This is a genomic window from Streptococcus sp. CL6.22 (genome assembly GCF_049738055.1).
In the GTDB taxonomy this organism is placed as follows: Bacteria; Bacillota; Bacilli; order Lactobacillales; family Streptococcaceae; genus Streptococcus; species Streptococcus mitis_DJ.
On sequence record NZ_JBKOTV010000005.1, the window covers coordinates 25,562 to 43,266 of the forward strand.

Genomic DNA, 17,705 nt, shown 5'->3' on the forward strand with positions numbered 1-17,705 from the left:
TACTTGGCTAAGAGCTAGAAGGAAAAAGGAGGCAGGAAAGATGAAATACCTTGTACTGGTCAGTCATGGGGGACTGGCTGCAGGCGTGCAGAGTTCCTTGAAGATGTTTGCCGGAGACAAGACGGATCAGGTCATTGCGGTTGGTCTTCAGGAAGGCAAGTCAGTTGATGATTTTGCAGTTGATTTTACTCAGGCCTTAGATGGCTTAAGCACTGATGACAGTGTCTTAGTTCTGGCTGATATTGTAGGAGGCAGTCCTCTGACGACAGCAGCGAGCGTCTTAGCTGACATAGGTAAGCTCGACTCAGCAGTTATCTTGGGCGGTTTGAACCTGACCATGGGACTGACTGGCTTGGTTATGAAAGACATCTTAGACGGGAAAGATCTGGCTCAGGCTATCCTTTCCGAGGCTACAGCTGCTTTGCAGGAATTTGAAGTCGTAAGTGATGCAGCTGAAGAAGATGAAGACGACATTTAGTACTTCCGTCATACATTCTAAAAGATAAAAGGAGATTTTAAAGATGACAGTATCATTTGTACGGATTGACGACCGCATGATCCACGGTCAAACAGTCACTCGCTGGGCCAAGGAATACCCTTGTGATGGCCTGATTGCAGTAAATAATGCTGCAGCAGGAAACAAGGTTTTGATTCAGGCCTACAAGGGAGCTTCTGACAAGAAGACTTTTGTTTGGACCAAGGAAGCCTTCAAGGAAAAATCAGGCAAGGTCACAGAGTCAGACAGCCGCTATTTCCTCATTACGAAAAATCCTGTGGACATGAAAGAAATCCTAGTGGACCAAGGCTTTGTACCTGGTGATGTTAAGGAAATCATCATTGGCCCTGCTAATGACCGTCCTGGAGCTATTAAGCTGGGGAATAACCAGTCCATTACCCAGGAAGAGGCAGAAGCGATTGAGGCGATAGAAAAAGCAGGCTACAAAGTCAAATTCCAGCTCCTACCAGATGTTTCCATCGGTTATTGGAGCGATTTCAAGTCTAAATTTGGTTTTTAATTATAATAATGAAAAGGAGAGTCTATTATGACAATTTCTTGGCTGCAAGCCGCTTTACTGGGTCTTTTCGCTAGTTTAGCTTCTATGCCTGGTATGGGTGGTACTAGTATTGGTAACTACACTTTGGGACGTCCTCTGGTCGGAGGCTTGATTAGCGGGCTGATTCTCGGAGACTTAACAACAGGGATTATGGTTGGGGTAGCCCTTCAGGTTCTCTACATCGCTCTGGTAACACCAGGTGGTACAGTTTCTGCTGACGTGCGGGCGATTTCTTACATTGGGATTCCTCTCGCAATCTTATTTGTTCATTCTAAAGGAATCACGTCTGAATCTGCTATTGCTGCAGCAGCTGCACCAATCGGAGCAGCAGTTGGTACTATCGGTACAGTTCTCTTCTATGGAACAGCCACTACAAACCTGCTATGGCAGCACATTGGCTGGAAAGCCGTTGAAAAAGGCGAATTTAAAAAGCTTTACGCTGTTGACTGGGTTTATCCTTGGATTTCCCACTTTGTCTTCTCTTTCCTTCCAACAATGCTTATCACTAAGTTTGGCCCCGATATGGTTGAGCTGATGAAGACCCACCTGCCAATGGATGGCTTCATCATGAAATCCCTCTTTACAGTCGGAGCTCTTCTCCCATGTGTAGGTATTGCCATTCTCTTGAAACAAATCGTTACCAAGGCTGCTGACTTTATCCCATTCTTTGTGGGCTTCACCTTGGCTAAGTCACTTGGTCTTAATTTGGTTGCCAGTGCAGTTGTTTCACTGATTTTTGCAGTAATTTACTATGAATTGGAAGTAATCAAATCAGCTCGTGTGACCGCGCCGGCTGGTGGGGCTGACTTTGATGACGATGAGGAGGATATCTAAGATGGCTGAAAGAAAGAAAATAACTAAAAAGACTTTAGCGAAATCATTCCACCATTGGTACTATGGTCATTTGACTTGCTTCTCTCAAGAGCATATGCAGACTTTTGGTTACTTGACCTCTATGCTACCAATCGTGGAAGAACTCTACAAAGACAAAGCAGAGCAGAAAGAAGCTATGCAGACCTATACGGCTTTCTTCAACACAGAACCTCAGCTCGGAGCTTTGGTAGTGGGGATTACAGCTGGTTTGGAAGAAGCGCGTGCCAATGGAGACGCTGTTGACGGCGAAACTATCAATGGTATGCGTGCCGGTCTCATGGGACCTATCGCAGGTATCGGTGATTCATTGGTTGTCGGAACCCTAATCCCAGTTCTGCTGGGGATTGCCCTTGGCCTCTCAAAAGGCGGAAATCCTATCGGGGCTCTCTTCTACATCCTTGTATGGAATGTTCTCATCTATGGCGGTATGCGCTTTGCCTACTTCAAAGGCTATGAATTAGGGGACAAGGCGGTTGAATTCCTTGTAGGACCTAAAGGACAGGCGCTTCGTAAGGCAATCAGTGTCATTGGTGGTATGGTTATCGGGGCAGTTGCTGCAACTTGGGTATCTGTAACGACTTCATTAGAGCTGAAAAATGCTGATGGCGAAGCCTTCTTGAAGCTACAAGAAAAGATTGACGGTGTTTATCCAGGTCTCTTAACAGCTGGCTTTATCACCCTTTGCTGGTGGCTGATGGCCAAGAAAAAAGTATCACCAAACCTTGTTATGCTCCTCTTGGTTGTCATTGCTTTGATTGGTGTAGCACTGGGCATCTTTGATCCTCAACTGAAATACTAATTCCTACTCAAGTTTCAGACTGGCAGTAAGTCCGATATGCTGCTAGTCTAGTATCAATTTGTTTGACTTAAATAAAGAATGGAGAAAATCATGACAGAACAAGAATTGATTCAAGGTTATGAAACAGAAATTCACTACCAGAAGCATATGATTGAAAATCTAGGACGCTGGTTTACTCTCTTCTTTGTCATTGCCAGTATCGGTCTTGTTCTGATTTACTTCTTTCATGAGACTAATCTATTAGCACTGATTGCAGGAATTGTCCTAGCCCTTCTGGGTGTCTTAGCCATGCTCTTGTTTGGTTATGGCATCTACAGAGGACGGCTCAATCTGCAAAAGGTGATCAATGATTTTGAAGCAAAACTAAAACTTGCAAGATAGACATTTAACCTAGAAAACATAATCCTAAGTGAGAAAATCACTTGGGATTTTTTTAATTCAAGAAAATAGTTCTTATGGAAACTTTTGTCTTGACATCTCTTTTCAAAGTGGTAAAATAGTTCTCATGAAAACTTATTTAGTTCTCAGGAGAACTAAATGCGATGGTTAGAAAGGAGTTAGTATGGATAAACCGATGTTGGTCTTTAAGCGTTTTGGTCACCAGATTCATTTGATGGTACAAAAGGAAGCCAAACATTGTGGCATTGAATTTATGGGTGGACCGCAAGGTCAGGTGGTGCGTTTTTTGGATAGCCGTGAAGAAAACCAAGACTTGGTCTTGATTAAAGATATCGAGCAGGAACTCAATATTACTAAGTCTGTTGCTAGTAATCTAGTCAAGCGTATGGTGCAAAATGGTTTGGTGGAATTGGAGGCGAGTCCTGTTGATAAGCGGGCTAAATTTGTTCGTCTGACGGACAAATCGCGTTCTCAAATGAAGCAGGTTAAGGCCTTCTTTGAACGCATTGATCAGAGTCTGCTAGATGGTGTTTCAAAGTCAGACTTGGCAATCTTTGAAAAGGTCCTCGGTCAGTTGCAAGAAAATGTTGAGAAGATAGGAGGAGAGAATGAAGAAATTAGCAAAACGAATTAGTGGAAAAGAATGGGGGATGATTTTACTAGCCATTCTCTTTACCTGCTTTTCGGTTTATCTAGAGTTGGAAGTGCCGACCTATATCTCGAAAATTACGGATTTGCTGGGAACTCAGGGTACCAACTTAGATGAGTTATGGCATCCAGCAGGTATGATGGTGGGAATGTCCTTTCTGGCCTTCTTGTCCGCAGTTGCAGTTGGATTTTTTGCGTCCAGAGTGGCTGCTTCTTATACTAGTAGGCTAAGAAGTGATATTTTTAACCGAGTTTTAGACTACTCGCAGACAGAGATTAAGAAATTCTCTATTCCTAGTCTCTTAACTCGTACGACCAATGATATTACTCAGGTTCAGATGTTGATTACCATGGGTTTGCAAGTGGTTACGCGTGGTCCGATTATGGCTATCTGGGCTATAGGGAAGATTTTAGGTCATTCAGAATACTGGCTTTGGGCTGTACTTGTGGCAGTGATTGTCAATGTTTTGATGACAACCGTTTTGATGACGCTAGCCTTTCCAAAACAGTCCTTGATTCAAAGTTTGACTGATAAACTGAACAGTATCACTCGTGAGAGTCTAACAGGTATTCGTGTCGTTCGTGCCTACAATGCTGAAAAGTGCCAAGATGAGAAATTTGCAGCTGCAAATGATGAATTGACACGCTTGAATTTATTTGTCAACCGTCTTATGGCTATTTTGAACCCTATCATGATGGGGATTTCAAGTGGTTTGAGTGTGGCGATTTACTGGATTGGGGCCTATGTGATTAACGATGCTGCTCCGACAGCACGTCTGCCTCTCTTTAGTGACATGGTTGTTTTCATGTCTTATGCCATGCAGGTTGTTATGGGATTCCTTCTCATGGGAGCGCTCTTCATCGTTCTTCCCCGAACTATGGTCTCTGCCAAGCGGATTAATCAGGTTCTAGATTTGCATTCTTCTATCCGAAATCCTGCTCAAGTGCAGTTGGCTGATGAAAATCTCAAAGGTCAGGTCGAATTTAAGGATGTGACCTTCCGCTATGCTGCAAATTCGGAGGCAGTTATCGAGAATGTTAGCTTTAGAGCAGAAGCTGGCCAAACAGTGGCCTTTATCGGCTCAACTGGTTCTGGTAAATCAACTCTGGTCAATCTAATTCCACGTTTCTACGATGTATCAGCAGGAGAAATTCTAGTGGACGGAGTTAATGTTCAAGATTACGGTTTGGAAGATTTGCGCAACAAGGTTGGGTATATTCCACAAAAAGCTGTACTCTTTTCAGGTGATGTCAAGGGCAATCTAGACTTTGGACACAGTCAAGAAACACCGCTTAATGAACAAGCTATGTGGCAAGCCTTAGAATTGGCCCAGTCTAAGAACTTTATCGAAGACAAGGAAGCGGGCTTAGAGTCAGAAGTAGCCCAAGGAGGAACCAACTTCTCAGGTGGACAAAGACAGCGTCTGGCTATTGCTCGTGCCTTGGCTCGGAAGCCAGAAATCCTCATCTTTGATGACTCCTTCTCAGCCTTGGATTACAAGACAGACCGTGTCCTACGCCAAGAGCTAGCAGAGAAAACAAAATCTATGACCAAGCTTATCGTCGCACAGCGTATTTCAACGATTATGGATGCAGATTTGATTTTGGTATTGGATCAAGGTAAAGTCGTGGGACAAGGCGCCCACAAGGAACTTCTAGCTAATAACGAAGTTTACCAAGAAATTGCCTATTCACAACTATCGAAGGAGGAATTGGAACATGGAAAATAAGAGAATGTCTCTTTGGAAACAGAGTAAACCCTATCTTGCAGGCCTCCAGTTTGCCCTTCTAATCGCCTTTCTAGCAACAATCTTATCCAATATCATTACTGTATATGGTCCAACCCGTATCAAGGAAATGACCAATATTATTGCAAGTGGGCTAGAAACAAGTGTGGATGTCGTGGCGGTTGCAGCTATTGGTGGTTTTTTGGCCGTGATTTATGTGATCGGACTTCTATCAAATTATTTACAGGCATTTCTGTTTACAACAGCTATTCAACGTTTTTCAGAGCGTTTGAGAAGAGCTATTGCAGAGAAAATCAATAGCCTACCATTGGGATATTTTGATGGACATTCTCAAGGAGATACCTTGTCTCGTGTGACCAATGATGTTGATACTGCAGCCCAGTCCCTCAATCAAAGTCTGGGAACAGTTCTTTCATCCACTTTACTGGTCGTGGCAGTCTTGGTAACCATGTTTGGGATGAACTGGATTTTAGCCTTGGTGACGGTTGTTTCAACTCTTGTTGGTTTTGTTTTCGTGTCCGTCTTTATGGGCAAATCCCAGGGCTTTTTTAAGAGTCAGCAACAAGATTTGGCAGCTGTCAATGGCTATGTGGAGGAAATGTACTCTGGCCATAATGTGGTGACCAGTTACAATGCTATCGAGAGCACGAAAGAAGAGTTTGCGAAATTAAACAATCGTCTGTATGATAGTATCTGGAAATCTCAATTTATTTCAGGGATTATGATGCCGATTATGATGTTTATTGGGAACTTTAGCTATGCCTTGGTGATTATCGTTGGTGCAGCCTTGGCCTTAAATGGGCACATCAGTATCGGGATTATCGTTGCCTTTATGGCCTACGTTCGTATCTTTTCTCAGCCCCTTTCACAAATTGCCCAAGGGGTTACTAGTCTTCAGCAGGCTAGTGCAGCCATGGGACGTGTCTTCGAATTCCTAGCTGAAGAGGAAATGGAAGACGAATCCCATAAAGAAAGACAATTGAGCGATATGAAAGGTCAAGTAGTCTTTGATCGAGTCTCCTTTGGTTATACACCAGAGCGAACCATTATTCATGACTTTTCTGCGACCGCTCATGCAGGTCAAAAGGTTGCGATTGTCGGACCGACCGGAGCTGGTAAGACAACCATTGTCAATCTTTTGATGAAGTTCTATGAGATTGATAAGGGAAGTATCCGTATCGATGGTGTGGATACCAAGGATATGAAGCGTTCGGAAGTACATGATGCCTTTTCAATGGTCTTGCAGGATACATGGCTCTTTGAAGGTACTATCCGAGACAATCTTATCTATAACCAAACAGGTATTAGTGATGAGCGCGTGATTGAAGCCAGCAAGGCTGTAGGGATTCACCACTTTATTATGACCCTACCAGATGGTTACGATACCGTCTTGGATGATACAGTGACCTTGTCTGTCGGACAAAAACAACTCTTGACTATCGCTCGTGCTTTGCTGAAAGATGCGCCACTCCTAATCCTAGATGAAGCGACTTCTTCTGTTGATACCCGTACAGAGGAATTGATTCAGAAAGCTATGGATCGTTTGATGGAAGGCAGAACTTCCTTTGTCATCGCCCACCGCTTGTCAACCATCCGTAATGCTGATCTTATTCTTGTCATGAAAGATGGGAATATCATCGAGCAAGGAAATCATGATGAGCTGATGGCGCAAGCTGGTTTCTACGCCGACCTCTACAACAGTCAGTTCACAGAAGATGAGGCAGAAGAATAAACCAAAAGAAGGCTTGACGGCCTTCTTTTTCTGCACTATACTAGAAGACAAGTGATTCCCTATAAGCAAAATTTGAGTAAGTGATGAGAAAATATATGAAAAATTATCAAGAATGGTATGACCACATTGCTGGTAACATTGAAAATAAGCCCTTTCTTCTAAGATTGTTAAGAGCTTTCAATCGGTTCATGACGGTAGTTATGCCTATAGTTTATCTGACTTTGTTAGCTATTACCTATCTCCAAGAAGGACTTGGGAAACAGGTCTGGATCTATTCGTTTGTCCCTGCGTCGGGTTTTGTAATTTTGTCCCTTCTCCGTAAGAAACTCAATGCTCCAAGGCCTTATGAAGTTTGGGAAATTGTCCCGCTACTAGACAGAGATAGTCCTGGTCAGTCTATGCCTAGTCGCCATGTCTTTTCAGCAACCATTATATCCATGGCTTGTTTACATGCTAGTCTATCTGTAGGCTTTATCTTGTTGATCTTATCAGCCATCCTCGGTCTAGTGAGAGTCGTAGGTGGAGTGCATTTTCCCAAGGATGTAGTGGTTGGCTATATGTGTGCTCTTGTGTGGGGTGTGATTTTCTTTCTATGTTGACCTGTAAGTTAAGGTAGCCTTACAACCACTTACGGGTCTAAAGTAACCACTTGCTTTTTTGCTCTTGTTTTCTTGTTTTGGCTTTGATATAGTAGAGTCAGAAAGGAGATGGAATGAAGTTACGAATCGAAATTGATAGCAATTTAGAGGAAACTGAAATTGTCATCAAGGCAGCGGCTTTGACAGATGAGGTTGCGGATTTACAGCGACTCTTGCAAGAGTCCAAGTCTCCTAGGTTGATTTTTTACAAGGGGACGGGTGAATATTATCTGGACTTGTCGGAAATTCTCTTCTTTGAGACAGAAGGGAACAAAATTTACTCCCATACCCAGAAAGATGCCTACGAGGTTCGGCTTAAACTCTATGAGTTAGAGGCTATCCTTCCTCGCTATTTTAGTCGAGTATCCAAGTCGACTATTGCAAATATCCGTCAGGTTTACTCGGTGGACAAATCCTTTTCAGGAACGGGCACCATTTCCTTTTATCAGACCCACAAGGAGGTTCATGTCTCACGACATTACCAATCCCTCCTAAAAGAAAATCTAAGAAACATGAGGTAAGAACATGAAAAAGAAAGCATTTGGTATTGTGTTGCTGGTTTTAGCAGCTTTAATATTATTACAAGGGAATTTTGGAATCCCTTCTCTTGGAGGGCAAATTTGGCCCTTGATTTGTATTGCTTTTTTTGCCTACCAATCAGTTGGAGCTTTGTTGCGTCGCCACTTAACCTCAGCCTCTTTTACAGCTCTAGTAGCCTTACTAATTGCCAACCACTCTTATGATATTTTACCGATTCCCAATCAGTCACTGTTCTGGGCAGGAATTCTGATTGTTCTCGGAGTAAGTATGTTGACTCATTCTAACAGAACTTGGAATGGGAAAAAATGGTGGTATGATGGTAAAAAGACCATTCTGACAGATAAGGAGGTCGCTTTTGGAAGTGGGACTTTCTACAAGCAAGAGCAAGAATTGGTAGAAGATCAAGTAGAAGTTGGTTTTGGCAATGCCAAGATATATTATGACAATGCAGAGATGTTGGGAGATACCGCAACCCTGAAAGTGGAAGTCGGTTTTGGCAATGCAGTTATTTATGTTCCGCAACACTGGCGAGTGGATTTGAAAGTGGAAACTTTCTGTGGTGTAGCCAAGGCAGATACTTCTCTAGCTCCAACCAGTAAAACTTTGATTATCCGTGGAGATGTGGCTTTTGGCAAACTTGGTGTTGTCTACGTTAAATAAAAAAATCTTCCAATTCCCTTGCAAAAATGAAGAAAGTGTGATAACATAGTACGGTATGTGGTGCTAGCACATCCGCTATATTAGATCTAATAGGAGGAAAACACAATGGCTAAAGTATGTTACTTTACAGGTCGTAAGACTGTATCAGGAAACAACCGTTCACACGCGATGAACCAAACAAAACGTGCCGTAAAACCAAACCTTCAAAAAGTTACTGTTCTTATCGATGGTAAACCTAAAAAAGTTTGGGCTTCAGCTCGTGCTTTGAAATCAGGTAAAGTTGAACGCGTTTAATAATAAAAGCAAAGGAGACCTTAGGGTCTTTTTTCTTTTACTGTAGGTATAAAATCATTTGAAAAAATAGAGTAAATATCCGCTGATACAGTATTCTGCTTTTACACTTGAGCTGAAATATGATAAAATAGAGTATCAACTAGTTGAGGTAAAAAGGATGACTGTAAAAATTAATACAAAAGATGGTCAAATCGAACTAACAGATGAAGTGATTGCAACCGTCGTAGGTGGAGCAGCAACTGAGATTTTTGGTGTGGTCGGTATGGCTAGTAAAAATGCCCTCAAAGATAATTTCCAAGCCCTTCTAGGTAAGGAAAATTATTCCAAAGGTGTCGTCGTAAAGGCGGCCGAAGATGGCAGTATTGCAGTTGATGTATATACCGTGTTGAGCTACGGAACAAAGATTAGCGAAGTGTCAAAAAACATTCAAGAGCGTGTTCGATTTAGTTTGGAAAACCAACTTGGAATTACCGCTCAGACTGTAAATGTCTACATTCAAAATATCAAAGTTGTAGGAGAATAACCGTGTCAAAAATTACTACTAGCTTATTTCAAGAAATGGTGCAGGCTGCATCAACTCGTTTGAATAAGCAAGCTGAATATGTCAATTCATTAAACGTCTTTCCAGTTCCAGATGGAGATACTGGAACAAACATGGGAATGACCATTGAAAATGGTGCTAAGGAAGTTGCAGACAAACCAGCTTCTACAGTTGGAGAGGTAGCGAGCATTCTTGCCAAAGGTCTTTTGATGGGCGCGCGTGGGAACTCAGGAGTTATTACGTCTCAGCTTTTCCGTGGATTTTCACAAGCCATCAAGGATAAAGACGAGTTAACAGGTCAAGACTTGGCCCTTGCCTTCCAATCAGGTGTGGAAGTTGCCTATAAGGCAGTTATGAAACCAGTTGAAGGAACGATTTTAACAGTTTCTCGTGGGGCTGCTATCGGTGCTAAGAAAAAAGCTGAGCAAACAGATGACGCTGTTGAAGTCATGCGCGCAGCCTTGGAAGGTGCTAAAACAGCTCTAGCTAAAACACCAGACATGCTTCCAGTATTGAAAGAAGTTGGTGTTGTGGACTCAGGTGGTCAAGGATTGGTCTTTATCTACGAAGGTTTCCTTTCAGCTCTTACTGGCGAATATATTGCATCTGAGGACTTTGTAGCCACTCCTGCTAACATGAGTGAAATGATCAATGCAGAGCACCACAAGTCTGTAGCTGGTCATGTAGCGACTGAGGATATCACCTTTGGTTACTGTACTGAAATCATGGTAGCTCTTAAGCAAGGCCCAACCTATGCCAAAGATTTTGACTACGATGAATTCCGTAACTACTTGAATGAGCTTGGAGACTCTCTCCTCGTTGTTAACGATGATGAAATTGTCAAAGTCCATGTCCATACAGAAGATCCAGGACTTGTTATGCAAGAAGGTCTCAAATATGGTAGCTTGGTCAAGGTAAAAGTTGACAATATGCGTAACCAACACGAAGCACAGGTTGAAAAAGAAGCTGCTCAAGTTAGCAAGCCTGCTGAAGAAAAAGAGTATGCTTTGATTGCTGTAGTGGCTGGTAAAGGTCTAGCAGATATCTTCCGTTCTCAAGGTGTGGATTATGTTATTGAAGGCGGTCAAACTATGAACCCTTCAACTGAAGACTTTATCAAGGCTGTTGAACAGGTCAACGCTCGTAACATTATCTTCCTGCCAAACAACAAAAACATCTTCATGGCAGCTCAATCTGCAGCAGAAGTTTTGGAACAACCAGCAGTAGTGGTGGAAGCTCGTACTTTGCCACAAGGTTTGACAAGTCTTCTCGCCTTTGATCCAAGTAAGTCCATAGAAGAAAACCAAGAGCGTATGACTGCTGCTCTTAGCGATGTCGTTAGTGGAAGCGTCACAACAGCTGTGCGTGATACAACCATTGATGGCTTAGAAATCCATGAAAACGATAATCTAGGTATGGTGGATGGGAAAATCCTCGTGTCAAACCCTGATATGCACCAAACCTTGATAGAAACCTTGAAACATATGTTGGATGAAGATAGTGAAATTGTAACCTTCTATGTCGGTGAAGACGGAAGCGAAGAACTTGCCAATGAAATTGCCCAAGAAATCACAGAAGAATTCGAAGATGTTGAAGTCGAGATTCATCAAGGTCAACAACCTGTTTACCCATACCTATTCAGTGTGGAATAAGATTAATGAAGAACTGAGAAATCAGTTCTTTTTTCTTTTTTAGTAAATGAAATCGGTATCTTTTTAATAAAAACAAAAATAACATTCATAAATAAACGTTAAAATAGAAAATTCAGAAAATTTCTTCTTTTCTCTTGAAAAATTTTGAAAAAATGGTATGATAGTAACAAGTTATTTTTAAGAGAAGAGAAAGGGGAACAATGGAGAAAATCAGTTTAGAATCTCCTAAGACGGGGTCGGACCTAGTTTTGGAAACACTTCGTGATTTAGGAATTGATACCATCTTTGGTTATCCTGGTGGTGCAGTCTTGCCTTTTTATGATGCGATATATAATTTTAAAGGCATTCGCCACATTCTAGGACGCCATGAGCAAGGTTGTCTGCATGAAGCTGAAGGTTATGCCAAATCAACTGGAAAGTTGGGTGTTGCCGTCGTCACTAGCGGACCGGGAGCAACAAATGCCATTACAGGGATTGCGGATGCCATGAGCGACAGTGTTCCCCTTTTGGTCTTTACAGGACAGGTTGCGCGAGCAGGGATTGGGAAGGATGCCTTTCAGGAGGCAGACATCGTGGGAATTACCATGCCAATCACTAAGTACAATTACCAAGTTCGTGAGACGGCAGATATTCCGCGTATCATTACGGAAGCTGTCCATATCGCAACTACAGGTCGACCAGGGCCAGTCGTAATTGACCTACCTAAAGACGTATCTGCTTTGGAAACAGATTTCATTTATTCACCAGAAGTGAACCTACCAAGCTATCAGCCGACTCTTGAGCCAAATGATATGCAAATCAAGAAAATCTTGAAGCAATTATCCAAGGCTAAAAAGCCAGTCTTGCTTGCTGGTGGTGGGATTAGTTATGCTGAAGCTGCTGCAGAATTAAATGAATTTGCAGAACGCTATCAAATTCCAGTGGTAACCAGTCTTTTGGGACAAGGAACGATTGCAACGAGTCACCCACTCTTCCTTGGAATGGGAGGCATGCACGGGTCATTCGCAGCTAATATTGCCATGACGGAAGCGGACTTTATGATTAGTATTGGTTGTCGTTTTGATGACCGCTTGACGGGGAATCCTAAGACCTTCGCTAAGAATGCCAAGGTTGCCCACATTGATATTGACCCAGCCGAGATTGGCAAGATTATCAGTGCAGATATTCCTGTAGTTGGAGATGCTAAGAAAGCCTTGCAAATGTTGCTGGCCGAACCAACAGTTCATAACAATACTGAAAAATGGATTGAAAAAGTCACTAAAGACAAGAACCGCGTTCGTTCTTATGATAAGAAAGAGCGTGTGGTTCAGCCGCAAGCTGTTATTGAACGAATTGGTGAATTGACGAATGGAGATGCCATTGTGGTAACAGACGTTGGTCAACACCAAATGTGGACAGCTCAGTATTATCCCTACCAAAATGAACGTCAGTTAGTGACTTCAGGTGGTTTGGGAACGATGGGATTTGGAATTCCAGCAGCAATCGGTGCTAAAATTGCTAACCCAGATAAGGAAGTAGTCTTGTTTGTTGGGGATGGTGGTTTCCAAATGACCAACCAGGAATTGGCTATTTTGAACATTTACAAGGTGCCAATCAAGGTTGTTATGCTGAACAACCACTCACTTGGAATGGTTCGCCAGTGGCAGGAATCCTTCTATGAAGGTAGAACATCAGAGTCAGTCTTTGATACCCTTCCTGATTTCCAATTGATGGCACAAGCTTATGGAATTAAAAACTATAAGTTTGACAATCCTGAGACCTTGGCCCAAGACCTTGAAGTCATCACTGAGGATGTTCCTATGCTAATCGAGGTAGATATTTCTCGTAAGGAACAGGTGTTACCAATGGTACCAGCTGGTAAGAGTAATCATGAAATGTTGGGGGTGAAGTTCCATGCGTAGAATGTTAACAGCAAAACTACAAAATCGTTCAGGAGTCCTCAATCGCTTTACCGGTGTCCTGTCTCGTCGTCAGGTTAATATCGAAAGCATCTCTGTTGGAGCAACAGAAGATCCGAATGTATCGCGGATCACCATTATTATTGATGTAGCTTCACATGATGAAGTGGAGCAAATTATCAAGCAACTCAATCGTCAGATTGATGTGATTCGCATTCGTGATATCACAGACAAGCCTCATTTGGAGCGCGAGGTGATTTTGGTTAAGATGTCAGCGCCAGCTGAGAAGCGAGCTGAGATTCTAGCGATTATTCAACCTTTCCGTGCAACGGTGGTAGACGTAGCACCAAGCTCGATTACCATTCAGATGACAGGAAATGCAGAAAAGAGCGAAGCACTGTTGCGAGTCATTCGACCATACGGTATTCGCAATATTGCTCGAACGGGTGCCACTGGATTTACCCGCGATTAATAATCTTCGAAAATCTCTTCAAATCACGTCAGCTTTGCCTTGCCGTAGGTATATGTTACTGACTCCGTCAGTCTTATTTACCACCTCAAAGCAGTGCTTTGAGCAGTCTGTGGCTAGCTTCCTAATTTGCTCTTTGATTTTCATTGAGTATAAAAATATTTTAAATTTGTTAATCCAGCCTAAAAGGCAATAAATAATAGAAAAGAGAGAAAAAACTATGGCAGTTCAAATGGAATATGAAAAAGATGTTAAAGTAGCAGCACTTGACGGTAAAAAAATCGCCGTTATTGGTTATGGTTCGCAAGGACATGCGCATGCTCAAAACTTGCGTGACTCAGGTCGCGATGTCATCATCGGTGTACGTCCAGGTAAATCTTTTGACAAAGCAAAAGAAGACGGATTTGACACATACACAGTAGCAGAAGCTACTAAATTGGCTGACGTTATCATGATTTTGGCACCAGACGAAATCCAACAAGAATTGTACGAAGCAGAAATCGCTCCAAACTTGGAAGCTGGAAATGCAGTTGGATTTGCTCATGGTTTCAACATTCACTTTGAATTTATCAAAGTTCCTGCAGATGTAGATGTCTTCATGTGTGCTCCTAAAGGACCAGGACATTTGGTACGTCGTACTTATGAAGAAGGATTTGGTGTTCCAGCTCTTTACGCAGTATACCAAGATGCAACAGGAAATGCTAAAAACATTGCTATGGACTGGTGTAAAGGTGTTGGAGCAGCTCGTGTAGGTCTTCTTGAAACAACTTACAAAGAAGAAACTGAAGAAGATTTGTTTGGTGAACAAGCTGTACTTTGTGGTGGTTTGACTGCCCTTATCGAAGCAGGTTTCGAAGTCTTGACAGAAGCAGGTTACGCTCCAGAATTGGCTTACTTTGAAGTTCTTCACGAAATGAAATTGATCGTCGACTTGATCTACGAAGGTGGATTCAAGAAAATGCGTCAATCAATTTCAAACACTGCTGAGTACGGTGACTATGTATCAGGTCCACGTGTAATTACTGAGCAAGTTAAAGAAAACATGAAAGCTGTCTTGGCAGACATCCAAAATGGTAAATTTGCAAATGACTTTGTAAATGACTATAAAGCTGGACGTCCAAAATTGACTGCTTACCGTGAACAAGCAGCTAACCTTGAAATTGAAAAAGTTGGTGCAGAATTGCGTAAAGCAATGCCATTCGTTGGTAAAAACGACGATGATGCATTTAAAATCTATAACTAATTGATAGAAATTAAGGTGAAGGCGAGTTGGGGGACTAACTCGCTTTTATAATCAATTCATCTCTTTTTAAAAGGATGGATTGAGATAAGTATGAAATAGTCTAGGAGAAAATGATGTTAAGTTCAAAAGATATAATCAAGGCTCATAAGGTCTTGAACGGTGTGGTTGTGAATACCCCACTGGATTATGACCATTATTTATCGGAGAAGTATGGTGCTAAGATTTATTTGAAAAAAGAAAATGCCCAACGTGTTCGTTCTTTTAAGATCCGTGGTGCCTATTATGCTATTTCTCAGCTCAGCAAGGAAGAGCGTGAACGTGGGGTAGTCTGCGCTTCTGCGGGAAATCATGCGCAGGGAGTTGCCTATACTTGTAATGAGATGAAAATTCCTGCTACTATCTTTATGCCCATTACTACTCCGCAACAAAAGATTGGTCAAGTTCGCTTTTTTGGTGGGGACTTCGTGACTATTAAATTAGTTGGAGATACTTTTGATGCCTCAGCCAAAGCAGCTCAAGAATTTACAGTTTCTGAAAATCGTACCTTTATTGATCCTTTTGATGATGCCCATGTTCAGGCTGGTCAAGGGACCGTTGCTTATGAGATTTTAGAAGAAGCTCGAAAAGAATCGATTGATTTTGATGCTGTCTTAGTTCCTGTTGGAGGTGGCGGTCTCATTGCTGGGGTTTCTACCTATATCAAGGAAACAAGTCCAGAAATTGAAGTCATCGGAGTAGAGGCTAATGGGGCACGTTCCATGAAAGCTGCCTTTGAAGCTGGTGGACCTGTCAAACTCAAAGAAATTGACAAATTTGCGGATGGGATTGCTGTACAAAAGGTAGGTCAATTGACCTATGAAGCAACTCGTCAATATGTTCAAACCTTAGTAGGTGTCGATGAGGGATTGATTTCTGAAACCTTGATTGACCTTTACTCTAAGCAAGGGATTGTCGCAGAACCTGCTGGAGCGGCTAGTATCGCCTCTTTAGAGGTTTTAGCTGAATATATCAAGGGGAAAACCATTTGTTGTATCATTTCTGGAGGAAATAATGATATCAACCGTATGCCGGAAATGGAAGAGCGTGCCTTGATTTATGATGGGATCAAGCATTACTTTGTGGTTAATTTTCCACAGCGTCCAGGGGCTTTGCGTGAGTTTGTAAATGATATCTTGGGGCCAAATGATGATATCACACGTTTTGAGTATATCAAACGAGCTAGCAAGGGGACAGGCCCAGTATTGATTGGGATTGCCTTGGCAGATAAGCATGATTATGCAGGCTTGATTCGTCGAATGGAAGGTTTTGATCCATCTTATATTAACTTAAATGGTAATGAAACGCTCTATAATATGCTTGTCTGAGGACTAATAAAAAAATATCATATTATTTGCACAACTGATGTATAGGTGCTATAATGAGGGTGAAGAAAGGGGGCGATTCCTATGGACTTAGGAAATCGATTACGCTATTTCTATCACAAGTCATTATAGTACCTATTATTTTTTGATTCAGTTTATAGTAAGGGAGTAAAATTACTTGTTATATAAGGCGTATTTTTAGAATCCACTATTTTATATATGTCTAATCTGAAATTTGGTTAAATATAATAGGAATTAGAAAAAATAATCAATACTAATGAGAAGCCTTATACTGAGTTAACTGAGAAGAGTGATAAGATACTAAGAAGATAAAAAAGTGGAAAATGTTAGAAGATAGGATACTATTGTCTCCTAACTACTCATCTTTTTATAGGTTTGAAGAAATAAAAAGGAATATTGATAAAGTAAATAAATAGTACCAGTTGATCAAGTGAAAAGTGCTTATAAAGGCAGGAAGAATATCAAAGAAGGAGAAGAGAAATAATAGTTAGTAATAGTGTGGAGAGAAAGTCTTTCACTATTAGAAATATTGTTTTAAAGTTGGATAAATAGAATAAAGTTGAAGATAAAACCTGTCTAACCTATCCTGAACTGGCATTTGTAAATTATGAATATTTTTACAAACAAAAGAGTTAATAATACAATTATTTTAAAGGTATTTACTAATGGTTTATAGTAAGTAAAAACCTATATATTATCGGCTTTAATAAGATAGTAACAGAAAAATAAATCATTAATTTTATTGAATATATGTTTTTTTATTGACAAAACACATAAAAACGTATACAATTAAATATCGTAAAGAAGAAAATAGGAGAAGGACATGGCTAAGTCAAACTTTGAAAAAGTAGAATCAGTTGTTGGCTGGGTTCGTGATAAGAAAATCACAGGCTACCGTATCTCTAAAGAAACGAATGCGCGTGAAATGTCTATCATTGCTCTAGCGCAGGGTCGTGCAAAAGTAAAAAATATTTCATTTGAAACAGCTCTAGGTTTAATTGATTTCTATGAAAAAAATCATGAAAAATTTGAAGATTAATCTTTGGATAATGGTGGATTCTTGAATAGGATCTGCCTTTTCATTTTGATACTCAATGAAAATCAAAGAGCAAACTAGGAAGCTAGCCGTAGGTT

Annotated in this window: 19 protein-coding genes; all 19 read left to right on the plus strand. The window is 41.3% G+C overall.

What is annotated here, in order from left to right:
• Positions 1 to 40: 40 nt before the first annotated feature.
• The 19 genes from ACLNCW_RS03330 to ACLNCW_RS03420 all read left to right on the plus strand — a co-directional run bounded on the left by ACLNCW_RS03330 (position 41) and on the right by ACLNCW_RS03420 (position 17,610).
• Entirely contained in the window at positions 41 to 478 is a 438-nt protein-coding gene (locus ACLNCW_RS03330) for a PTS sugar transporter subunit IIA (protein ID WP_004256753.1), read from the plus strand.
• Positions 479 to 521: 43 nt separating this feature from the next.
• Positions 522 to 1,016, plus strand: coding sequence for a PTS system mannose/fructose/N-acetylgalactosamine-transporter subunit IIB (locus ACLNCW_RS03335; RefSeq protein WP_004193690.1), 495 nt, complete (start codon positions 522 to 524; stop codon positions 1,014 to 1,016).
• A 27-nt stretch (positions 1,017 to 1,043) separates the two neighbouring features.
• A complete protein-coding gene (locus ACLNCW_RS03340) occupies positions 1,044 to 1,889 on the plus strand; it encodes a PTS mannose/fructose/sorbose/N-acetylgalactosamine transporter subunit IIC (RefSeq protein ID WP_049501833.1) in 846 nt (281 codons plus the stop codon).
• Positions 1,873 to 2,727, plus strand: coding sequence for a PTS system mannose/fructose/sorbose family transporter subunit IID (locus ACLNCW_RS03345; protein WP_002896727.1), 855 nt, complete (start codon positions 1,873 to 1,875; stop codon positions 2,725 to 2,727). Before ACLNCW_RS03340 ends, ACLNCW_RS03345 begins: the two co-directional genes overlap by 17 nt.
• Positions 2,728 to 2,817: 90 nt before the next feature.
• Positions 2,818 to 3,108: a hypothetical protein gene (locus ACLNCW_RS03350; RefSeq protein ID WP_004256757.1), complete on the plus strand. Its 291-nt coding sequence runs from the start codon at positions 2,818 to 2,820 to the stop codon at positions 3,106 to 3,108.
• A 181-nt stretch (positions 3,109 to 3,289) separates the two neighbouring features.
• Positions 3,290 to 3,760 (plus strand): MarR family winged helix-turn-helix transcriptional regulator, encoded by a 471-nt coding sequence (locus ACLNCW_RS03355; RefSeq protein ID WP_125454390.1) that lies wholly within the window; start codon positions 3,290 to 3,292, stop codon positions 3,758 to 3,760.
• Positions 3,735 to 5,504 carry an ABC transporter ATP-binding protein gene (locus ACLNCW_RS03360; RefSeq protein WP_424845363.1) on the plus strand — a complete coding sequence of 590 codons (1,770 nt, stop codon included), beginning with the start codon at positions 3,735 to 3,737 and terminating at the stop codon, positions 5,502 to 5,504. Before ACLNCW_RS03355 ends, ACLNCW_RS03360 begins: the two co-directional genes overlap by 26 nt.
• On the plus strand, positions 5,494 to 7,254 hold the full coding sequence (locus ACLNCW_RS03365) for an ABC transporter ATP-binding protein (protein WP_424845364.1): 1,761 nt from the start codon (positions 5,494 to 5,496) through the stop codon (positions 7,252 to 7,254). The genes ACLNCW_RS03360 and ACLNCW_RS03365 overlap by 11 nt, the downstream gene beginning before the upstream one ends.
• 95 nt (positions 7,255 to 7,349) lie before the next feature.
• On the plus strand, positions 7,350 to 7,853 hold the full coding sequence (locus tag ACLNCW_RS03370) for a phosphatase PAP2 family protein (protein WP_424845365.1): 504 nt from the start codon (positions 7,350 to 7,352) through the stop codon (positions 7,851 to 7,853).
• Between the two features lie 113 nt (positions 7,854 to 7,966).
• Positions 7,967 to 8,413, plus strand: coding sequence for a LytTR family DNA-binding domain-containing protein (locus ACLNCW_RS03375; RefSeq protein ID WP_424845366.1), 447 nt, complete (start codon positions 7,967 to 7,969; stop codon positions 8,411 to 8,413).
• A 4-nt stretch (positions 8,414 to 8,417) separates the two neighbouring features.
• Positions 8,418 to 9,092 carry a LiaF transmembrane domain-containing protein gene (locus tag ACLNCW_RS03380; protein ID WP_424845367.1) on the plus strand — a complete coding sequence of 225 codons (675 nt, stop codon included), beginning with the start codon at positions 8,418 to 8,420 and terminating at the stop codon, positions 9,090 to 9,092.
• 105 nt (positions 9,093 to 9,197) lie between these two features.
• Complete coding sequence (rpmB, locus tag ACLNCW_RS03385) at positions 9,198 to 9,386, plus strand: 50S ribosomal protein L28 (RefSeq protein ID WP_001140948.1); 189 nt, start codon at positions 9,198 to 9,200, stop codon at positions 9,384 to 9,386.
• Between the two features lie 157 nt (positions 9,387 to 9,543).
• The gene (locus ACLNCW_RS03390; protein ID WP_000216437.1) at positions 9,544 to 9,909 is read left to right on the plus strand and encodes an Asp23/Gls24 family envelope stress response protein; all 366 of its coding nucleotides are present in this window, start codon (positions 9,544 to 9,546) and stop codon (positions 9,907 to 9,909) included.
• A 2-nt stretch (positions 9,910 to 9,911) separates the two neighbouring features.
• The gene (locus ACLNCW_RS03395; RefSeq protein WP_070528646.1) at positions 9,912 to 11,579 is read left to right on the plus strand and encodes a DAK2 domain-containing protein; all 1,668 of its coding nucleotides are present in this window, start codon (positions 9,912 to 9,914) and stop codon (positions 11,577 to 11,579) included.
• Between the two features lie 200 nt (positions 11,580 to 11,779).
• Positions 11,780 to 13,480 carry an acetolactate synthase large subunit gene (locus ACLNCW_RS03400; protein WP_000411735.1) on the plus strand — a complete coding sequence of 567 codons (1,701 nt, stop codon included), beginning with the start codon at positions 11,780 to 11,782 and terminating at the stop codon, positions 13,478 to 13,480.
• Positions 13,473 to 13,949: an acetolactate synthase small subunit gene (gene ilvN, locus ACLNCW_RS03405; protein ID WP_001253803.1), complete on the plus strand. Its 477-nt coding sequence runs from the start codon at positions 13,473 to 13,475 to the stop codon at positions 13,947 to 13,949. Before ACLNCW_RS03400 ends, ilvN begins: the two co-directional genes overlap by 8 nt.
• Before the next feature lie 217 nt (positions 13,950 to 14,166).
• Positions 14,167 to 15,189 (plus strand): ketol-acid reductoisomerase, encoded by a 1,023-nt coding sequence (gene ilvC, locus ACLNCW_RS03410; RefSeq protein ID WP_000290683.1) that lies wholly within the window; start codon positions 14,167 to 14,169, stop codon positions 15,187 to 15,189.
• Between the two features lie 113 nt (positions 15,190 to 15,302).
• Positions 15,303 to 16,553 carry a threonine ammonia-lyase IlvA gene (ilvA, locus tag ACLNCW_RS03415; RefSeq protein WP_004256769.1) on the plus strand — a complete coding sequence of 417 codons (1,251 nt, stop codon included), beginning with the start codon at positions 15,303 to 15,305 and terminating at the stop codon, positions 16,551 to 16,553.
• A gap of 841 nt (positions 16,554 to 17,394) precedes the next feature.
• Entirely contained in the window at positions 17,395 to 17,610 is a 216-nt protein-coding gene (locus ACLNCW_RS03420) for a hypothetical protein (RefSeq protein ID WP_001130036.1), read from the plus strand.
• Positions 17,611 to 17,705: the final 95 nt, after the last annotated feature.